This is a genomic window from Anatilimnocola floriformis (genome assembly GCF_024256385.1).
Classification (GTDB): Bacteria; Planctomycetota; Planctomycetia; order Pirellulales; family Pirellulaceae; genus Anatilimnocola; species Anatilimnocola floriformis.
Genome location: NZ_JAMLFW010000001.1, coordinates 1,055,911 through 1,074,472 on the forward strand (window position 1 = coordinate 1,055,911; position 18,562 = coordinate 1,074,472).

Annotated in this window: 19 protein-coding genes; 7 read left to right on the top strand and 12 right to left on the bottom strand. The window is 57.1% G+C overall.

Translation table 11 applies throughout. The features are described from left to right. The first annotated feature begins 5 nt into the window (after window positions 1–5). The 6 genes from M9Q49_RS04320 to M9Q49_RS04345 all read left to right on the top strand — a co-directional run bounded on the left by M9Q49_RS04320 (window position 6) and on the right by M9Q49_RS04345 (window position 4,778). Window positions 6–254: a ribbon-helix-helix protein, CopG family gene (locus tag M9Q49_RS04320; protein WP_254507426.1), complete on the top strand. Its 249-nt coding sequence runs from the start codon at window positions 6–8 to the stop codon at window positions 252–254. Further along, window positions 241–666 (top strand): type II toxin-antitoxin system VapC family toxin, encoded by a 426-nt coding sequence (locus M9Q49_RS04325; protein WP_254507427.1) that lies wholly within the window; start codon window positions 241–243, stop codon window positions 664–666. The genes M9Q49_RS04320 and M9Q49_RS04325 overlap by 14 nt, the downstream gene beginning before the upstream one ends. 17 nt (window positions 667–683) lie before the next feature. Beyond that, window positions 684–2,159 carry an Asp-tRNA(Asn)/Glu-tRNA(Gln) amidotransferase subunit GatB gene (gene gatB / locus M9Q49_RS04330; protein WP_254507428.1) on the top strand — a complete coding sequence of 492 codons (1,476 nt, stop codon included), beginning with the start codon at window positions 684–686 and terminating at the stop codon, window positions 2,157–2,159. 40 nt (window positions 2,160–2,199) lie between these two features. Next, complete coding sequence (locus tag M9Q49_RS04335) at window positions 2,200–2,805, top strand: Uma2 family endonuclease (RefSeq protein ID WP_254507429.1); 606 nt, start codon at window positions 2,200–2,202, stop codon at window positions 2,803–2,805. Beyond that, a complete protein-coding gene (locus tag M9Q49_RS04340) occupies window positions 2,802–4,421 on the top strand; it encodes a HEAT repeat domain-containing protein (protein WP_254507430.1) in 1,620 nt (539 codons plus the stop codon). The genes M9Q49_RS04335 and M9Q49_RS04340 overlap by 4 nt, the downstream gene beginning before the upstream one ends. 105 nt (window positions 4,422–4,526) lie before the next feature. Continuing rightward, window positions 4,527–4,778: a hypothetical protein gene (locus M9Q49_RS04345; protein WP_254507431.1), complete on the top strand. Its 252-nt coding sequence runs from the start codon at window positions 4,527–4,529 to the stop codon at window positions 4,776–4,778. 56 nt (window positions 4,779–4,834) lie between these two features. Here the strand turns inward: M9Q49_RS04345 and M9Q49_RS04350 are convergent, their stop codons facing one another. From M9Q49_RS04350 to M9Q49_RS04405, 12 genes are all read right to left on the bottom strand, one after another. Continuing rightward, window positions 4,835–5,305 (bottom strand): DinB family protein, encoded by a 471-nt coding sequence (locus M9Q49_RS04350; RefSeq protein WP_254507432.1) that lies wholly within the window; start codon window positions 5,303–5,305, stop codon window positions 4,835–4,837. A 15-nt stretch (window positions 5,306–5,320) separates the two neighbouring features. Then, entirely contained in the window at window positions 5,321–6,709 is a 1,389-nt protein-coding gene (locus M9Q49_RS04355; RefSeq protein ID WP_254507433.1) for a HEAT repeat domain-containing protein, read from the bottom strand. Window positions 6,710–6,825: 116 nt separating this feature from the next. After that, on the bottom strand, window positions 6,826–8,145 hold the full coding sequence (locus M9Q49_RS04360) for a HEAT repeat domain-containing protein (RefSeq protein ID WP_254507434.1): 1,320 nt from the start codon (window positions 8,143–8,145) through the stop codon (window positions 6,826–6,828). A 78-nt stretch (window positions 8,146–8,223) separates the two neighbouring features. Then, window positions 8,224–8,619: a VOC family protein gene (locus M9Q49_RS04365; protein ID WP_254507435.1), complete on the bottom strand. Its 396-nt coding sequence runs from the start codon at window positions 8,617–8,619 to the stop codon at window positions 8,224–8,226. 45 nt (window positions 8,620–8,664) lie between these two features. Then, entirely contained in the window at window positions 8,665–9,093 is a 429-nt protein-coding gene (locus tag M9Q49_RS04370) for a hypothetical protein (protein ID WP_254507436.1), read from the bottom strand. 174 nt (window positions 9,094–9,267) lie between these two features. Next, window positions 9,268–9,765 carry a GNAT family N-acetyltransferase gene (locus M9Q49_RS04375; protein ID WP_254507437.1) on the bottom strand — a complete coding sequence of 166 codons (498 nt, stop codon included), beginning with the start codon at window positions 9,763–9,765 and terminating at the stop codon, window positions 9,268–9,270. A gap of 36 nt (window positions 9,766–9,801) precedes the next feature. Next, a complete protein-coding gene (locus M9Q49_RS04380; protein ID WP_254507438.1) occupies window positions 9,802–10,224 on the bottom strand; it encodes a hypothetical protein in 423 nt (140 codons plus the stop codon). Then, on the bottom strand, window positions 10,221–10,436 hold the full coding sequence (locus M9Q49_RS04385) for a hypothetical protein (protein WP_254507439.1): 216 nt from the start codon (window positions 10,434–10,436) through the stop codon (window positions 10,221–10,223). The genes M9Q49_RS04380 and M9Q49_RS04385 overlap by 4 nt, the downstream gene beginning before the upstream one ends. A gap of 109 nt (window positions 10,437–10,545) precedes the next feature. Next, a complete protein-coding gene (locus tag M9Q49_RS04390) occupies window positions 10,546–12,084 on the bottom strand; it encodes a hypothetical protein (RefSeq protein WP_254507440.1) in 1,539 nt (512 codons plus the stop codon). 158 nt (window positions 12,085–12,242) lie between these two features. Further along, a complete protein-coding gene (locus M9Q49_RS04395; RefSeq protein ID WP_254507441.1) occupies window positions 12,243–12,962 on the bottom strand; it encodes a Uma2 family endonuclease in 720 nt (239 codons plus the stop codon). Window positions 12,963–13,075: 113 nt separating this feature from the next. Further along, window positions 13,076–14,851 carry an aspartate--tRNA ligase gene (gene aspS / locus M9Q49_RS04400; protein WP_254507442.1) on the bottom strand — a complete coding sequence of 592 codons (1,776 nt, stop codon included), beginning with the start codon at window positions 14,849–14,851 and terminating at the stop codon, window positions 13,076–13,078. A gap of 187 nt (window positions 14,852–15,038) precedes the next feature. Next, window positions 15,039–15,932 carry a LysR family transcriptional regulator gene (locus tag M9Q49_RS04405; protein WP_254507443.1) on the bottom strand — a complete coding sequence of 298 codons (894 nt, stop codon included), beginning with the start codon at window positions 15,930–15,932 and terminating at the stop codon, window positions 15,039–15,041. A 135-nt stretch (window positions 15,933–16,067) separates the two neighbouring features. On the opposite strand from M9Q49_RS04405, the gene katG reads away from it, so the two are divergent. After that, window positions 16,068–18,470: a catalase/peroxidase HPI gene (gene katG, locus M9Q49_RS04410; protein WP_315861162.1), complete on the top strand. Its 2,403-nt coding sequence runs from the start codon at window positions 16,068–16,070 to the stop codon at window positions 18,468–18,470. The last annotated feature ends 92 nt before the right edge of the window (window positions 18,471–18,562 follow it).

Consider the following 18,562-nt stretch of genomic DNA (forward strand, 5'->3'; position numbering starts at 1 on the left):
CAGCAATGACCAAAATCGAAGTCGAGCTCCCTGACGAACTATACCGGTCGGTATTAACACTCGCCGCTCAAACCGGCCGAGATCCTTCTGATGTGGTTCGTGCTGCCATTCAAAATTATGAAGAAGTTAGTCAGCCAAAAGCTAAGCGGATGAGCATCAAAGACATTCCGCCGGGCCGGTCCTTGGGCAAAATTCTGAAGCCCTCCACGACACGCGAGGAGTTGCTGGAGGATTTTTTTGATGATCGGCATTGATACGAATATCCTGATCGCCTGCGAAGTTCCGGAGCATCCAGCCTTTCACCAAGTCCATGCTTTCTTTGATCGAGAGATCGACGCTGGAATTGGCTTCGCGATCGCACCGCAGGTGATTGCAGAGTTTATTCACGCCGTGACCGACCCGAAACGATTCGCACAGCCCTTGTCGGTTTTGGAGGCTGTGGAACGAGCCGAGATTTGGCAGAACTCATTAGAAACAACGATTGTCGGAGTTGATGTACGCGCGTTCGAGCTGTTTTTTGAATGGATGCGAGTCCACCGGTTAGGGCGGAAACGAGTTCTCGATACCATGCTCGCAGCGACTTATTCCGCCCACGGTATTGCCCGAATCGCGACCCTCAACTGTAGCGACTTTCAAGTATTCGATGCATTTGAATTTGCTCTTTGAGTAGAAGTTTTAGAGAAATGTCTGAATACAAATACGATTTGATCATCGGCCTCGAAACGCACGTTCAGCTGCAGACGAAGACCAAGCTCTTCTGCCGCTGCAGCACGAAGTTTGGCGCCGATCCGAATACGCAGACTTGCCCCGTGTGCATCGGTATGCCGGGGAGTTTGCCGGTGATGAATCGCGAAGCCTTTCAGCTTGCGCTGAAGACTGCGATCGCACTGAACTGCGAGATCCCCGAGTTCACCAAGTGGGACCGCAAGAACTATTACTATCCCGACTTGCCGAAGGGTTATCAGATCAGTCAGTTCGATCTGCCGATGTCGCAAAACGGTTGGCTGGATATTCAGGACTCGAAGGGCGAGTTCGAGCCGAAGCGAGTCGGCATCATTCGCGCTCACTTGGAAGAAGACGCCGGCAAGAGCTTGCATGACGAAGCTCACGGCAAGAGCGACACGCGCATCGATCTCAACCGCACCGGTACGCCGCTGCTCGAGATCGTCAGCCATCCTGACATGCGCAGCCCCAAGGAAGCGCGGGCTTATCTGACGGAATTGAAGCTGATGCTCACGTATCTCGGCACGAGTGACTGCAACATGCAGGAAGGCTCGCTGCGCGTCGATGCCAACGTGAACATTCACATTCACCTGCCCGACGGCTCGAAGATCGCCACGCCGATCGTCGAGATCAAGAATCTCAACAGCTTCCGCTTCATCGAACGGGCGCTGGCTTACGAAGGACAACGGCAGTACAAGGCGTGGCAAGAAACGAAGCAGACGATCAAAGACGCGCCAAAGCGAACCGTCGGTTGGGATGATGCTCGCGGCATCACACTCTCACAGCGCGAAAAAGAAGACTCGGCCGACTATCGCTACTTCCCCGATCCCGACTTGGCTCCCGTCATCACGCCGAAGGCCGAGACGGAAAAGGTCCGCTCGTCGCTGTGCGAGCTCCCCGCCGCGATCCGCAAACGGCTCGAAGGAACCTACGGCGTGACGGCCTACGACAGCGACGTCATCGTCATTCAAGGCCGACCGCTGGTCGATTACTTCGAAGAGGTCGCCAAGGCATCGGCTGACGGCAAGAAGTCGGCCAACTGGGTCACGCAAGAAGTCCTCCGCGTGCTGAACGAACAAGGCGGCGACATCCAGTCGTTCCGCCTCCGCCCCCCTGCCCTGGCCGAACTCGTGAAGCTCGTCATCAGCGGCGACATCGAAATCACCCGCGCGAAAGAAGTCTTCAACGACATGGTCGCCAACGACCGCACCGCGCCGCAATCGATGCAGGTCCTCGGCATTCAAAAGGTTGACCTCAGCGAACTCGAAGCCATCTGCAAAGAACTCGTTGCCGCGAATCCCAAGATCGTCGCCGACGTAAAGGGGGGCAAAGCCCAAGCCGTCGGTTCCCTCCTCGGCCAGGCGAAGAAACGGAATCCGAACGCGAACCCGAACGACGTGCGGCGAATTTGCCTGGAGATCATTGAGAAGATGTAGTTGCTGAGTGGTAGAATGGCGCTGAGTCGGAGAGTAGAAAATGTCCAGCGCACCGCAGCGAAAATTTACCATCGCCGAGTATCTCGCCCGCGAAGAGCGGTCGGAGATCAAGCATGAATATTCTCGCGGCGAAATCTTCGCGATGTCCGGCGGCAGTCATGAGCACGCGGTGATTGCGGGGAATATCTTCTTTCATTTACGACAAGCACTTGCAGGCAAGGGTTGCCGCCCATTTTCTAGCGAGCAAAGAGTTTTTGTTTCTGCCGATGACCTCGACACCTACCCCGACACATCGGTGGTCTGCGGCGAAATACAGTTCGCTGAACTAGACCCGAATGCGATTATCAATCCACTCGCGATTGTTGAAGTTCTGTCACCTTCAACGGCAAACTACGATCGCGGCCAAAAATTCGAATCCTATCGACGGCTGGAAAGCTTACGAGAGTATCTCACTGTTGATCAATTCGCGGCGCGGGTGGAATGTTTCTCGCGAGACTCCGCAGGCAATTGGAAGTTCAATCCCGTTTCCGGGATCGACGGCGAGATCGCGCTTCCCGCTTTAGGCTGCTCGCTCAAGCTCAAAGATATCTACGAAAACATCAAATTCCCGCAGAAACAAATTCGCGGTAGCATCACATCCGAATGACTGACACTCCTTTGAACGAACGACTCACCGCTCTCCTCTCCGATCTGCGCAGCGGCGCGGAGCTTTCGCCGCAGGATGCTGCGCGCAGCATGAAACGCGCCGGTTGGCTCGCTGAAGAACCGCGCGAGCAGTGGCCTGCTTTTTTTCAAGCGGTTTGCGAACTGGAACTGCCGCTGCCAGCACACACCGATCGGTTGCTGAGCGGCGCGATTGCGGCGCTCGTGCAACAGCGGCGGCAGGCCCTTTCGAGCGGCACCAAGTTGGAATGTCTCGATGCCGATCCGATTTTGCTAAAAGTGCTGCAGCAACTTTATTTGCAGTTGCCGAATCGGAGCGGGGCGAAGGCGCCAATCCTCACCTGGCTGGCGGCGAGCGGCGAGGAGAACCAGCTGGAGTTACTTGTCACGTTGCTCTTGGACGATCCGCCGGATGACGAACAGCAGGTTGCCCTCGCGCTCAGTCCGTTGTTTTTGAAACGGGCGTTGCCGGCGAATGCGATCTTTCCACGGCTGTTTGCAGCCATCGACAAGCCGCAACTCGCGGCCGCGGTGATTGACCTGGCGAACTTTTTGTTCCGCGAGCAACTCGTTGACGAGCATCCAGGTAAGGCGATGGCGGGGTTGCTCATTCAACTGCTCGGTTCGCTCACGCATTCGCTCGGAGTGCTCGAAGAACGTCCCGAAGAATTCGCCGAAACGCCGCAGCAACTCGGCAAGCGTGTGGCGCACAGTGTTTCGCTCGCTGTTTCGCTCTGCGATGCGCTGGCGCTGATCGGCGACACAGATGCGATTCCCAAATTGCATCAAGCGCTCAGTCTGTCGCATCGTCGCGTGCGAACCGAAGCCGCCGCAGCGCTCGTGCGCTTCGGCGAGAAAGCCGGTGAAGATGCGCTGATCGAACTCGCCGCCGAACCTGTCGCGCGATTGCGGGTGCTCGCCTATGGCGACGAATTGAAACTTACCGCCAAGATTCCACCGCAGCATCGCACGCCCGCCGCGCGGGCGGAGTCGGAACTTGTGGTATGGCTGGCCGAGCCGACGCAGTTCGGTGTGCCGCCGACTCAACTCGAGCTCGTCGATCACCGCCGACAACATTGGCCTGGATATACGGGCGAGATCGACTGTTATCTCTTTCGCTTCTCCTACCATCTCACGCTTGAGGACGGCAAGCAGCGATCGTACAGCAACGTCGGCATCGCCGGCCCGCTCGCGCATGCCTTCACGGCCGATCTGGCCGATTTGCCGCCGGACGACATTTACGCAGCCTTCGCCGGTTGGCAAGCGGAGCACGAAGACATCAAGCAATACGACGTGGCCCGTTTGAGCAAAGCCGAGCAACTCGAAGTCGTCCGTCTGCAGCGACGATTGCATGATGCGGGATACACCGATATCGAGCCCCAGCAGATGGGCTATTTCTTCGGCGAGAAGGCGTTGCTGGCCACGGCTACGCGCGACGGCGCTGCGGGTGTTGCCGTCGCCGACTTTGAGGACATTTCGTTTTATCCCGCCCGCCAGCCGCGCCGTTCGCTCGGCATCGAAGAGGCTTATGCCATTTATAAGGGGCGCAAACTACTGCGGGCGTTTAATCAGCCGCCGCACCCTGCCCCGCCGGTTTGACGGACCTGAAATCGTGTCCTGCGGTTACGTGGGCTTGTAATGCGCCCACACGCTCCTGCGTCTTTCGCTCCGCGAAAGAACGTCTCCGCGGCCAAGGAACTCGTCATGTCGATCGGCACCTCACTCGAAGCACCTCCGGCTCCGGCAGCACCGTTCATCGATCGCCGCCAGAACAACGGCGACTCAGCGGTGGCAGGCCGCGAACGTCGCCAGTTCACTAACAGCCACGATGAACTTTCGCCCGACGCTCGTGACCTGGCCAATGCAATCGACGGCTACAAGCTGATGCATCGCCGCCGGTTCATCACGTTCGAAGAAATGCTGAACGTGGTGAAATCGTTGGGCTATCACAAATAAGTGTAGTCAGTGTAGTCGCCACACTCCGTGTGGCGTTCCCACGCGGCGCGTGAAGACTACACTTCGCGCAGCATCTGCCGAATCGCACCCAGGTGATATGCCGTGTGCGCCGCGCTGGCGAAGGTTCCCGTCAGCATCATCTCGTTCCACTCGGTATATCGCGGCGCTCGCTCCAAAATCTCGGCCGCATTCTTCTCGAGTTTGCCGAGCAACTCTTGCCACTCCGCATCATTGACGCGTTCTAGTTTCCACGCCGCGTTCCAATCGGCGCCGGCAAACGAGTTTTCCCCCTGCAGCGCTCGATTCAGCAATTCCCAGCCGAACAGCACGTGATTGGCGTGCGACACAATCGGCTTGCGCCCAGGCCCGGGCGGTTTCGAAGCTTGTTCCGCGCTCAATTCCTGCAGCGTAGCCACCATCCCCGGCTCACCGCCATTCAGCAGAAAGCCGCCATGCTTTTCTGCGTGGAACATCGTCTCCTTGAGGAGTGTCCGTAGGCTTTGCGATACCAGAGTTGCTAATTCCACGGTCTCTCCTCAGGATCAATCCAGGATCGAAGGCTTTGTCAGTCGCCTGATTTTTTGAGCGATAGGCGCAGATGTCAACTTGAGGGGCGGCGCTTCCACTTGCATTTCGCGCAGCGCGAACAACACGCCTTCTTGCAGGAGGCTCGCCGGCTCAATTTTTAGATTGAGGTTCTGCTGCTTGCGAGCCTGCTGCAACGCGATTTCTTCGGGAGTTGCCCGCCGTTCGCGCAAGATGTAATCAAACCGTTGTTCAGCCGGCCAATTTCCCGGATTGGTTACGGGTTGCATCACCGAAAAATCTTGGCGCAGGTAAGTGATGTCGGCCCGCACCAAGAGGCCGGCAGAATTGTCGTAATAGACGAACTCGGGAATTTTCTTGCCGGGAGTCGGCACCGACCTGCGGAACGGGTCGTTGTGCGAATAAGAAGGAGCATGACAAAGGACGCAGTTGCGGAAGTGATTGACTTTGACGAGTTCCTTGACGAAATGTCCACTCGATCCGCCCTCAACCTTCTCGATCGGGAGCGAGGGGTCGGGTTCGCGTAACAGTGCGGTGAGTTCCGGCCCCAATTCTTTCAGTTTCAAGGCTGCGATCGCTTCCGCAGCATGATCTACGACGGGCTTCCACGGCCATTGCAGTCCCCCCAGCAAAACGTCTTGATACTCGTTTGCCGGGCGAGTCGCGAGCGCGGCCAGAGCGTTTTCGCGGACTTGCGGAGCGAGATCAAAAACCGCACGTTTCGCGAGCGCCTGGCTGGACTCCTTGCCTGGGATCTCCGCCAGTTTCTCCACAAGCAACAAGCGGATCGGAGTGGCTTCTACCTGCAACATCTGTACGAGCGCAGGAACGCAGTCAGGTTGCTGCCAGTCGGCCTCGGTCTGCCGGATTTTCGATTTGGCGTTGAGTCGGTCCCTGACAAACTTAACGTCAACAACTCCGTCTCGTTTCTGGTTCAAATAACTTCGCAACTCGATTGAAGCGGCCGCCATCAAGACCGCTTGTGGCTTCTCCAGGTACACATTCAAACCGTGCTGCCAGGGTAAGGCAGTCAACTGCGGCTTGTTCAGACGCACTGCAGTTTGTTGCAGAATCTGGAAGCCGACGTCATTCGATACCTGAATGCCGGCGACCTGGTCGACACTTTCCAGCTTCCCCTTGATCCGCAAGGCTTCGCTGCGATCGAAGCCCAATTCGGGAACCAGCTGCAATTCTGTGCGCAGATCCTCTTCCGAGGATGTGTCTCGCCGCTTGATGGATGGCGCTGCCGCAGGAGCGGCCTGAGCTGCGCTATCGGCTTTGTTTTGTGCCCTCAACGACGAACGAAACGTAGGTGCGTAAAAGGCAACTACCAAAGCCATGCTGAAGCGAAAGACACTGCGTACCCGAAGCAAAAAGTTCGGCATCGTACCGCTCCTCTGTCGTAGCCCCTTCGGCAATGATAAGGCTCGCAACCGACTCGCACCAGTTTTTTTCGCTTGGCCCGATCGGTTGTTATGAGACGCCGATCGCTCACCATTCATCAATCCAGAAGCGAAGACTTGGTGAACCGCTTGAATTTTTGACCCGCGGGACGAGCTACAGCCAAGCTCGGCATATCGGAGCCAAGCTCGCGGATCGCGAACAGCACCGCCTCGCGCTGATCGTTCGCCGGCTCAGAAGTATTCTGCAGCGTTTCATGCAATTTGACTTCTTCCGGCGTCGCCAGTCGTTCGCGCAGGATGTAGTCAAATCGTTGCTTGACCGGCCAACGATCTGGACTCTGGACGTTTTGCATCACGGAAAAATCTTGCCGCAGGTAGGTCGTGTCGGCCCGAATGAATTGCACCTTTCTCACCCCGTTGTAGTAGGCGTTATCCAGTGGGATCGTCCGACCGGGAACTGCAATCGCTCCGCGCACATGATCGTTGAGCTCGAAGGAGGGAGCATGACAGAGCAGGCAATTGCGAAAGTGATTGACTTTGACTAGCTCCTTCACGAAGTAGCCCTCAATACCCCCCTGCTCTTTTTTGACGAGCGATGCGGGATCAGGTTGTTGCAAGAGTGCACCAAGATTGGCCCCCAGATCCTTCAGTTGCAGCGCTGCAATGGCCTCGGCTGCGTGATCGACTACGGGCTGCCATGGCCATTGCATTCCCGCCAGCAAAACTCCTTGAAACTCTGTGGCCGGGCGAACTGCGAGCGCTCCGACTGCTTGTTCGCGCACTTGTGGCGAGAGATCAAAAATTGCTCGCTGAGCTAACGCCTGGCTGGCCTCTTTGCCGGGAATTCTGCTGAGCGTTTCCACGAGGACCGCTCGCACCGGTGTGCGCTCGACTTGCAACAACTGGGTCAACGCGCGAACACTATACGGCTGACGCCAATCAAGTCTGCTCGGCGACGACTCTACTTTTTCCTCGAGCAACTGCCGCAGCTTGGCTGCATCGGCATCGCCCTTAATTTTTGTGACGGTCAGATTATTTCGCAACTCGATCGAAGTCCGTTGCAACCAAGTCGCCACCGGGTCGTCCAAACGATTCACCGTGTTACTCTGCCACGGGAGCGCGGTTGCCTGCGATTTGTTGAGACGCTGCGCATGCTGAAAATACACCTGCATGCCGATGTCTGGCGCAACCTGCTTCGCTGCTTCCGCATCCAACTTCTCGAGGCTGGCGTCAAGCTTTAACGTAGCGGCCCGATCGAAGCCCAGTTCGGGCACTTCCTGCAACTCCCGCTGCAAATCCTCTTCCGAGGAAAGATCGAGCCGTTTGAAAGACGTCTCTTCAGCTTGCGATGAAGCAACGTGAACTGCGGGAATGAAGAGAACCGCCCAAGCCGCACAGAATCGAAAGACATTCGCCATTGTGCCTCTCCCTGTAACTGCCCCACGCAGAAGATGTAAGGATAAAGCTTCCAGACGCAATGCACCAGATTTTTTTCCTCAAGCCAGATTCAATTGCCAGGACACGCCGAAGCGGTCGCTCACCCAGGCAAATTTGCGACTAAAGCCGTAATTATTCGGCGGCATGAGCACGCCGCCGTCGCTCGAAATTTTTGCAAAGGCGGCATCGAGCTCCGCTTCGCTTTCGCATTCCACAAACAGCGACATGCTGGGCGTGAACGTGAACGCATGCACCGGTGGGCTGTCGAAGCACATCAGATCGAAGCCGGCAACCTGAATCAGCCCGCGCTTGATGGTCCCTTCGGCGCCGTGCTCGCCGGCCCCAAAGCGTTCGAGTTGCTTGATCGAAGAATTGGGAAACAGCGAAACATAAAAGTTCATCGCCTCTTCGCAGCGGCCGGTGAACATCAGAAAAGTAGTGAGTTTATTTGCCATGCCGACGTTATAGCTTGGCCTGCGCGCCGCGTTCAACGGGCCTCATCACTCTTGGCCAACCACGGCCGCGACCCAGTACATCTGCTTATGCCCGCGAGCTTCGTACATGGCAACTTGGCATCGCGCGTCGCGCTCGCTCGTCGGTTCGCCGACGGTGAAGACGTTGCCGTTGTCGTCGATTCGCCAGACTTGAAAGGCGTGGAGGTTGGCGATCTCGGCCAGGCGATGAGGATAATACTTGGCGATAAGACTGAAATCATCATGGCCATCCGGGTTGTGAGGCCGAATTAAGTCCTGCTCGTGAAACGGCAGATGCCTGCGCGTATGTTCCCACTCCGGTGAATCAGGCGAGATGAGCGAAGCAACTCGCAGATGACCCGGATGCCAAGCCCGGATCAAAATTTGCAAACCACAGGGATACTCCCAAGCCCAAACGTCTACGTCTCCGATGCCGTCGTCCCAGCAGGTCAGCATTGGCGGTCCAACGATTTCCGCAATCTCCAGTCGTGAAAGCTTGCAACCGATCGGGGGACAAACATCTGCATCGAATGAGACTGGGAGCTTCAACTGCTTGGCCCCCCTCAGTTCACTGAATCCCGGCTCGCGAGGTCGATAGGCCATGGAAATGTTCCCTGTCGTGAATTGGAATCACGGGTAAATGTTTCCCGGCCGTTTCAGAGTGACCGACCTCGGCTGAAAGCCAAACCTCGCATAAAACCGCACGGCGTCTTCGTTACATGCGAGGGCCTCGATCGCAATGTCATCCACCGCGCGCTCGGCAAACCACGCGAGCGAAGATTGCATCAGCGCGTCGCCGATGCCTTGCTTGCGAAATTCCGCTTCGACAAAGAGCGAATCGATCTCACCACGGCCATTGGCTTCGATCGTGCAGATGCTGTAGCCCACGTCGCGATCGTCGACACTTGCCAAGGCGATGAAGTGGCCGTGCGTTCCTTTGGCAATCAGCGCTACCCGCCGATCAGTAAATTCCCAAGTCAGTCCCTTGCGCCACTGCGGCGCCAGTTGAAAATGAAAATCCCGCGTCTGATTCCACAGTGGTTCGACGCGATCGAGCAATTCCCAGCCACCTTGAATGAGTGTGGCATCGCTTCGAACCGTTCGGATGGTTTGCTCTTCGGCAGGCATGCTCGTCGGTCCTCCGCGATGCTACTCAGTGCTCGTCTATAAGCATGACATTTCGTAGCCACGTTGGTTCGCGGCAATCCACAGGCAATACCAGACCCAGCCGCTGAAAACCAACATGAGGAGGCCGGCGAAAATAAATCCACGCGGCGATTGCGAGCCCTTTTCCATCGAACTCAGGGCAAGGTCTGGCCGCAAAAAACAAACGCAAGCTTTGAGAATGAGCAGCCAGCCAAACGTCGTGACGATGGATCCTGGCCAACTCCACGAACCGTGCCCAGCGATGATCGCGCCGGGAATCAAGCTCAGTCCGCCATTAATGAACGCGCCCGACCGACCACAGCGATGCAACTGTCGGAATGTTTCACACCAATCATGCGGCCGGAGCAAATGCGACAAGCCAATGACGAGAGAGGTGATGGCCAGGAATGACTCGATGGCGTGTTCGAGCGATGGAGTCATGCTCGATCGGCCGCCTGCGCGAGTTGTCCAGAGACCGGAGGGACCATGATGTAAACGATCCATTCGACGAGTTCGGCCTTGATGTGCTTCGGCGCGAGATGATACCGCTGCTCGAATTCATCACGACTCAAGCGATCGCCCGATTGCAGTGGCGGCATCGGAGGCGAATCTGGAGTGAACAGCACGGAAGTTTGTGGAGATGTGACGGACATGACAGCACTCGACTGTATGGTGGCCTTAGGTGAACTCGGCGACGAGCCAAATTCAGACTGAGTACGTCGTTTTTGATCTGCGAGATTCAGGAGCTATTTCCTAGGTTATCTATTCGATTGCCTTGATCGCATCTCTCGCCGCAGTCCGCACACCTTCAGACGAATGATTCAACATTCCTTCCAGAGCGGTCTTCGCGGATCTGGAATTCTGTCCCAGTGCCCCAAGGATATTCGCACAGGACTCAGCAATCGATGGCGTTTCTGTCAGTCCGCCAATAAGCAACGAAACCACGGACGTCGCATTGCTAATTCCGAGCGTAATAAGTTTTCGCTCGCCCATCCACGCTAGTTTATCTTCTGAGTGCATTGCAATTCGATAAACCGTCACCGCATTGCTACTGTTCAAGCCTTCGATGAACTCAATCGCCGCTCGGGCATCGGATTCTCTCGACGCAACGGCTCCCAACGCTGTTGTCGAACCCAACGCCCACAGTGCAAGGTATTTCAATGCGCGACAAATCTTGCCACGCACGTGAACGTCTTCTTCAATCGTGAGTCGACTTGCCAGGGCATCTACTGCAATTGGCGCTGTATTATTCAATTCTCGTTCAAGAATCGCATAGGCCTCGCGGTCCTTGCGTATCTTTGCTTTGAAAATGGCAACGATTGCCAAGTCGCCAAGGTGAAATGCTACGTTGCCGCGAAAGTTCGCATCCGATTCATCAAGAAGCCGACTAACCGCTTCCATCGCGGCGGGTATTTGCCGCGCTATCGTCAGACCACGTTTGAGGGCAAGTTTACGAACTTCGGTACTCGTGCTTTCCAACAGCAATTTTAGAAGCCCGGCGCCCGCAGTCCCATTTTCCAAGAGCTTGTCGAGTGCCGAATCTATTACGAATTCCTGCGTCGCGAAATTGCCTTCTTCCTGCGGAAGCTGTGCGAACAATTGGGAGTCATTTGCCGCCAACTGTTCAATTATGAGGAGCACATGCTCCGGAACAGCGGACTGCTCCAAGTGAACGCATGCCATCGCAGCCGTGAGGCGAACGAGCGCCGTTGGTTCGTGTACCGACAATTCGGCGAAAAATGCCTTGTCTTCAATTCGATTGAGAACCGCCAGTAACAGCGCCATAGCAGCGCGGTCATGTGCAACTGGCTCAGCGGCAATTTGATTTCGCAGCACCGACGCCACTTGATCGCGGCGACTGAAGCACAAAGTCAAAAGTCGCGCTGCTCTGCGTCGTACGACGCTATCGGGATCGTTTAGGAGCGGCAGGTAAACATCAAATCCATCGTCCATGGATTGCCGTGTTGGAATCTCGAACGGCGGCGCTCGCTTTGGATGCGATGAGTAGTACGGCATCCAATTTTCAAAGTCTGGTGAGTACCGGAATAGCTGTTTCAGAAACTCCGCTTTGTCGGGCAGAGAATCGCATTTCAGCAACTCAATAAGAAACGGTACGACTTCGGGAGTTGCGTCGTAGATCGTTCCCTGATGTCGAACGCTATTGAATAAATTCTCCCATGCCTGATTGCGAATCGTGGCTTGTGGTGAAGCCAGTGCGCGAATCATATCCGGCACGTCAGACGCATCTCCATACGCATGGCTGAGGCTTTGCCAATCGACTTCCGCTAACCGTTCGAGCATCGGGACGAGCCTATTTCGAATTTACGTTCCTTCCGGCGTCGCGATGCGAATCCACAACTCCCGCAGCTGCTTTGTATCGACTTCATTAGGCGTTCCCGTCATCAATTCCGCGGCCATCTGCGTTTTCGGGAACGCGATCTCGTCGCAGACTACCTTCGCTATTTGCGGGTTAGCGTAGCTACAAATTCCTGATGTTCAGCAGCGGCCAGTCCTTGTTGCAGAATTTGCAGGACGCGCGCTTGATTGCCACTCAACAAGGCCGTGGGGTCGAGCCAAAGTCCGGGAAAGGTACTGCTTTTCAGCAGGCCTTCAGAATCTGGCGACTGCCGCACAAATTGGCCGTCTTTCAATTGAAACCAATCGATCATCCGATCCCAGGTTCTCCACACGACATACTCCCGCACGCCGCAGCGGCGGTAGGCGTCGAGCTTGTCGTGCAAATCGTAGCTCGCACTGGAGGCCGCGATTTCGGCCACGAATTCCGGCGCACCTTCGACGAAGTCGTCCTGGCTGGTTCGAGACTGACCTCCATGCTGCGGCAGGATGCGGAGGAGAGCGTCAGGTTGTGGTTCGCTATCGGCGTCAAGCCGAACCGTGCCGTTGTCTCCAGCGACGACGCCGGGCGTATAGGCTGCATACACGCCGAGCCACGTGACGAAGCGGACATGTGGCTGTGAATGCCCTTCATCCGAAACCGGTGGCGGCGTCACGTAGACGACTCCCTTAATCAGTTCGCATTTGACCTTGGCTGACATCGCCTTGTAACGCCGTTCGAACTCATCGCGCGAGAGTCGGTCTCCGGACTGTAAGGGTGGAACCCGCGCTGCGGCGGGTACCAGTCCCGACAAATTTACTGAGGTACCGGTAACGGTCGACATGACGTTAACTTTGTCGGGGAAGGGAGTGTCCAACAAGTGCATTCTAAGCTGGCCTGGAATGAATGGCCAACTTCACACGATCGCCAGTCAACAATGTCGCGCAATTGCGATTGCTACTTCACCTCGCTCGTCGCAATGCGAATTCCCAACTCCCGCAGCTGCTTCAGATCCACTTCATTCGGCGCTTCGGTCATCATGTCCGCGGCTTTTTGCGTTTTGGGGAATGCAATCACTTCGCGGATGTTGTCGAGGCCGCCGAAGAGCATGATGCAGCGGTCGATGCCCAGCGCGATACCGCCGTGGGGCGGTGCGCCCATTTGCAGGGCGTCGAGGAGGAAGCCAAAACGGTTCTTGGCCGTTTCGGCGTCGATGCCGAGCAGGCCGAAAACTTTGCTCTGCGTGGCGCTGTCGTGGATTCGGATCGTGCCGCCGCCGGCTTCGCTGCCGTTGATGACCAGGTCGTAGGCCACCGCGCGGGCTTTGCCGGGATCGGTTTCCAGCATCGGAATGTCCTGCGGCCGCGGCGCGGTGAAGGGATGGTGCATGCTGTTCCAGCGCTTCTCTTCGTTGTCGAATTCGAACATCGGAAACTCGACGATCCACGAAAAGCTGTAGCTCTTCGGGTCGTAGAGCTTCAGATCGACCCCCACCTTCTTGCGAATGTTGTGCAGGGCCTTGCAGCTGACGGCCCAGGTGTCGGCGACGAAGAACATAATGTCGCCCGGCTTGGCGCCCATGCGTTCCTTGATCGCGGTCAGTTGCTCTTCCGTAAAATTCTTGGCGATCGGCGAGAAGAGCTTGCCGTCTGGTTCGACGCGGAACCAAGCGAGCCCCTTGGCTTCGAACTGCTTGACGAACTCTGTCAGTTCATCGATCAGCTTGCGCGAATAAAACGCAGCGCCGCCGGGAGCGTTAATGCCTCGGACCTTCTTGCCGGCATCGGCAGTTTCTTTGAAGACGCGGAAATCGCACTTGGCGGCGATGTCGGTGCAGTCGATCAGTTCGCAGCCGTAGCGAAGGTCGGGCGCATCATGGCCGAAGCGTTCCATGGCTTCGTCCCAAGTCATGTGCGGCAACGGCAATTTCAGATCCATGCCAAGGAATTTCTTGGCCAGCCGCAACATGAGGCCGTCGATCATGTTGATGACGTCGTGATGCGTGACGAACGACATTTCGAGGTCGAGCTGCGTGAACTCCGGTTGGCGGTCGGCGCGCAGGTCTTCGTCGCGGAAGCAGCGGGCTACTTGCACGTAGCGGTCGTAACCAGCGACCATCAAGATCTGCTTGTAGAGCTGCGGTGATTGCGGCAGCGCATAGAACATGCCGTTGTGGACGCGACTCGGCACGAGATAATCGCGAGCGCCTTCGGGGGTGCTGCGGCCGAGGATCGGCGTTTCCACATCCAGAAAATCGTTCTCGGCGAAATAGTTCCGCATCTCGAGAATGATGTCGTTACGGAGTTTCAAAGCCGTTTGCATCTCTGGCCGGCGGAGATCGAGATAGCGATACTTCAGCCGCAGGTCTTCACCCGGCAAATCTTTTTGCGTCGGGCTGAACGGTGCGTTGTTCGATTTATTCAGCAATTCGAACTTCGTCACGCGGAGTTCGATTTCGCCAGTGCCGATCTTGGCATTGATCGTTCCCTCGGGCCGCTTGGCAACTTTGCCGGTGACCTTGATCACGTCCTCGCCGCGGATCTTGCGCGATTCCTCGAGCTGGGCCGCGCCACCTTCGGGAGCGAACACCACCTGGGTCTTGCCGTAGCGGTCGCGGAGATCGATGAAGAGCGTGCCGCCGTGGTCGCGATTGGTATCGACCCAACCGCAGAGGGTAACTTCCTGCCCCACCTGTTCCGCCCGCAACTGCCCGCAAGTATGAGTCCGCAACAAAGGAACCTCCGTCCGTAAAACGAATATCGCCGTGCTTTTAAGTGCTGTACTTTTGCTGAAAAGTGAACCCGACAGTTTAAACGGAATGGCAGCGGGCGCAAAGGTTCACTTCACGCGGCCAAAATAGCCCATTTTGAACCAAACTGGGCGCTTTGATCGACCGAAACGGCCGGCCGCCACCAACGATTCACTCCGGATCGATGTGGCACGGCCGGTAGCGGCGTAGCCGTTCTCGAAAGGCTTTCAGCAGGCGGCTTTGAAAGCGATACGGATTCCAGACGACCGCGATCGTCCGCTTCGGCTTGCGGCCAGCGATCGAACGATAAACCCGGCGATCGCTGTGATCGAGCTGCCGGGTCATGGCCGGGATCATCGACACGCCGTGTGACAACGAAACAAGCTCCTGCACCATCGCAAGCTGACTGGTTCGCTCCACCGCCACCGGCTGGAAGGAACGCTGGCGGCAGAACGACACAATGTTGTCCGACAGGCAATGGGCTTCATCGAGCAGCACAAAAGGAAACTGCTCCAAATCGCCTAGGCGAATTTTCTCTTGGCTGACGAGCGGATGATCGGTGGGGAGAACAAGGAGCAATTCTTCCTCGAACAGTTCCTCGACGTGCAGATATTTGGAAGGCACCGGCAGCGCCAGGATGGCGAGATCGACCTCGCCCTGCGCACAACTCTTCACCAACGCGTCGGTCGTGTTTTCCTGCACGATCAAGCTCGCGCGAGGAAACTCGCGCGAGAACGAACGGAGGACTTCCGGTAAAAAGTAAGGGGCGATGGTCGGGATCGCGCCGACCCGCAGCCGACCGCTTTGACCGTCGTCGGTGATCTCGGCTTTGGTCTCTTCCAGAATGGTCAGCACTTGCTGGGCTCGGCCTTGCAACAAAGTTCCCGCGTCGGTCAATGAAACGGAACGCGTTTTGCGTTCAAAGACGGGCTGGCCAAGTTCCTCTTCCAGTTTTTGAATGGACCTACTGAGTGCAGGCTGCGAGATGCCGAGTTCCTCGGCGGCTCGGGTGAAGTTTTGCCGCTCGGCCACGCGGAGGAAATAACGCAACTGATCAAGGTCCATCAGGGGACTCGCGGTGAGGCAAATACAGTCATGCAAAAAATGCATGGATCCTAGAATTGGAATGCATTGGAAATATACTTCCCGCCCTGCAAAAATGCAGGCTCACTTTGAAACCTCTCTTGAAAGGAAACCACGATGCTTTGGAAACTCGTTGGAGGCTGCCTGTGCGCGGCGGCGCTCTGTGCGTCGGCGGGATGCACGGTCCAGGATGTTGCCGTGGCGGCAGAGCCCGAACAAGTGGCTCAGAAAGCGAACACGGAAACAGCCGCTGCCGCCAAGCCAGGCGAAGTGCCGGCCAAGTGTCCGGTCATGGGCGATGTAGCGCCGCCGTCGGCACGAAACACGGCAGCGGGTGCGCTCTCGAATCGCGACTGGTGGCCGAATCAGCTGAACCTCGCAGTTCTGCACCAGAACTCGCGCAAGAGTAATCCGATGCCGGAGGATTTCGATTACGCCACAGAGTTCAAGAAGCTCGACCTCGAGGCGGTGAAGAAGGATCTGCGGGCGCTCATGACCGACTCACAGGACTGGTGGCCTGCCGACTACGGCCACTACGGTCCGTTCTTCATTCGCATGGCCTGGCACAGTGCGGGGACCTATCGCGTGACCGATGGTCGCGGCGGCGCCGGTTACGGCACGCAACGTTTCGCGCCGCTCAACAGTTGGCCGGATAACGCAAACCTCGACAAGGCCCGCCGCCTGTTGTGGCCCATCAAGCAAAAGTACGGCAACAAGATTTCTTGGGCCGATCTGATGGTCCTCACCGGCAATGTCTCGCTGGAATCGATGGGAGTGAAAACGTTTGGTTTCGCGGGCGGCCGCGAAGATGTGTGGGAACCGCAGGAAGATATTTTCTGGGGACCGGAAACCGAATGGCTCGGCGACAAGCGTTACCACAGTGATCGAAAATTGGAGAATCCGCTCGCCGCCGTGCAAATGGGTTTGATCTACGTCAATCCGGAAGGGCCCAACGGCAAGGCCGATCCTCTCGCCGCGGCGAAGGACATTCGCGAGACCTTCAGCCGCATGGCGATGAACGATGAAGAGACCGTCGCACTGATTGCTGGTGGTCACACCTTCGGCAAGGCCCACGGCGCTGCGCCGGCGAGCAATGTTGGCAAAGATCCCGAAGCCGCCACCATCGAGGAACAAGGCTTGGGTTGGAAGAATAAGTTCGGCAAGGGGAAAGGTGGCGACACCATCACCAGCGGCTTGGAAGGAGCCTGGACATCGACCCCGACGAAGTGGTCGAACACTTACTTCGACAATCTCTTCGGCTACGAGTGGGAGGAGACGAAGAGTCCCGCCGGCGCGAAGCAATGGGTTCCCAAGGATCCGAAGGCCAAGGGAACGGTGCCTGACGCGCACGATCCCAAAAAGTCGCACGCACCGATCATGTTCACGACCGACCTCGCGCTGCGTATGGATCCGGCCTATCACAAAATCTCCAAGCGGTTCCACGAGAACCCGAAGGAGTTCGAAGCCGCGTTCTCGAAGACCTGGTACAAGCTGACGCATCGCGACATGGGCCCGATCGATCGATTGCTCGGCCCAGAAGTCGCCAAGCCGCAGCTGTGGCAGGACCCAGTTCCAAAGGCCGATTACGCAACTGTTGATGCGAAGGACATCGCGGCCCTGAAGAAAAAGTTGCTCGAGTCCGACCTGTCGATCGGCGAACTCGTGAAGACCGCTTGGGCGTCGGCCGCAACCTTCCGCGGCAGCGATAAACGTGGCGGCGCGAACGGCGCTCGCATTCGCTTGGCGCCGCAAAAGGATTGGGCCGTGAATGAACCGGCGCAACTCGCCAAGGCTTTGACGGTCTACGAGAAGATTCAGAAAGAATTCAACGCCGGGGCTGGCGCGAAGAAAATTTCCTTGGCCGATCTGATCGTGCTGGGTGGATGCGCTGGCGTCGAGTCGGCTGCGAAGAAGGCCGGTCAGGACGTGACAGTTCCGTTCTCGCCAGGCCGGACCGATGCCTCACCCGAAATGACTGACGTCGAGTCGTTCTCGTACTTGGAGCCGAAGTCGGATGGCTTTCGCAACTACCAGGCGCGCGAAATCGATCGGCCTGCGGAGGAGTTGCTTGTCGATCGGGCTCAACTGCTGACGCTCACCGCGCCGGAGATGACCGTGCTCATCGGTGGTTTGCGGGTGCTCGACACCAACGCCGGCGAAGGGCCGATGGCACAGCTGGGAGTCTTCACGAAGAACCCGGAAACGTTGACGAATGATTTCTTCGTTCAACTGCTCGACATGAACACCGTGTGGAGCAAGTCGCCGATCTGCGAGCATTTCTTCGAGGGGCGCGATCGGGCGACCAACAAAGTGAAGTGGACCGCGACGCGCGTGGATCTGGTGTTCGGTTCCAACTCGCAACTGCGGGCGATTGCCGAGGTCTACGCCAGCGACGATGCCAAGGCCAAGTTCGTGAACGACTTTGTGTCGGCTTGGACCAAGGTGATGAACTTGGACCGCTTCGACCTCGATCGAGCGACTCGCAGCGGCTCGCAGGCGGTTGCGGCTGCAAGACCGTAGGCCACTTCGGATCTGATTGGCGAAACGTCACAGGCCCTGCGGAAGTAAAACTCCGCAGGGCATTTTTGTTGGAGGACTTAAAGCCAACCGAA

Excerpts from the sequence above, each read along its gene's own strand:
- M9Q49_RS04320 (WP_254507426.1), top strand. The coding sequence starts at position 6 with ATGACCAAAATCGAAGTCGAGCTCCCTGACGAACTATACCGGTCGGTA.
- M9Q49_RS04325 (WP_254507427.1), top strand. The coding sequence starts at position 241 with ATGATCGGCATTGATACGAATATCCTGATCGCCTGCGAAGTTCCGGAG.
- gatB (WP_254507428.1), top strand. The coding sequence starts at position 684 with ATGTCTGAATACAAATACGATTTGATCATCGGCCTCGAAACGCACGTT.
- M9Q49_RS04335 (WP_254507429.1), top strand. The coding sequence starts at position 2,200 with ATGTCCAGCGCACCGCAGCGAAAATTTACCATCGCCGAGTATCTCGCC.
- M9Q49_RS04340 (WP_254507430.1), top strand. The coding sequence starts at position 2,802 with ATGACTGACACTCCTTTGAACGAACGACTCACCGCTCTCCTCTCCGAT.
- M9Q49_RS04345 (WP_254507431.1), top strand. The coding sequence starts at position 4,527 with ATGTCGATCGGCACCTCACTCGAAGCACCTCCGGCTCCGGCAGCACCG.
- M9Q49_RS04355 (WP_254507433.1), bottom strand. The coding sequence starts at position 6,709 with ATGCCGAACTTTTTGCTTCGGGTACGCAGTGTCTTTCGCTTCAGCATG.
- M9Q49_RS04360 (WP_254507434.1), bottom strand. The coding sequence starts at position 8,145 with ATGGCGAATGTCTTTCGATTCTGTGCGGCTTGGGCGGTTCTCTTCATT.
- M9Q49_RS04365 (WP_254507435.1), bottom strand. The coding sequence starts at position 8,619 with ATGGCAAATAAACTCACTACTTTTCTGATGTTCACCGGCCGCTGCGAA.
- M9Q49_RS04370 (WP_254507436.1), bottom strand. The coding sequence starts at position 9,093 with ATGCTGACCTGCTGGGACGACGGCATCGGAGACGTAGACGTTTGGGCT.
- M9Q49_RS04375 (WP_254507437.1), bottom strand. The coding sequence starts at position 9,765 with ATGCCTGCCGAAGAGCAAACCATCCGAACGGTTCGAAGCGATGCCACA.
- M9Q49_RS04380 (WP_254507438.1), bottom strand. The coding sequence starts at position 10,224 with ATGACTCCATCGCTCGAACACGCCATCGAGTCATTCCTGGCCATCACC.
- M9Q49_RS04385 (WP_254507439.1), bottom strand. The coding sequence starts at position 10,436 with ATGTCCGTCACATCTCCACAAACTTCCGTGCTGTTCACTCCAGATTCG.
- M9Q49_RS04390 (WP_254507440.1), bottom strand. The coding sequence starts at position 12,084 with ATGCTCGAACGGTTAGCGGAAGTCGATTGGCAAAGCCTCAGCCATGCG.
- M9Q49_RS04395 (WP_254507441.1), bottom strand. The coding sequence starts at position 12,962 with ATGTCGACCGTTACCGGTACCTCAGTAAATTTGTCGGGACTGGTACCC.
- M9Q49_RS04405 (WP_254507443.1), bottom strand. The coding sequence starts at position 15,932 with ATGGACCTTGATCAGTTGCGTTATTTCCTCCGCGTGGCCGAGCGGCAA.
- katG (WP_315861162.1), top strand. The coding sequence starts at position 16,068 with ATGCTTTGGAAACTCGTTGGAGGCTGCCTGTGCGCGGCGGCGCTCTGT.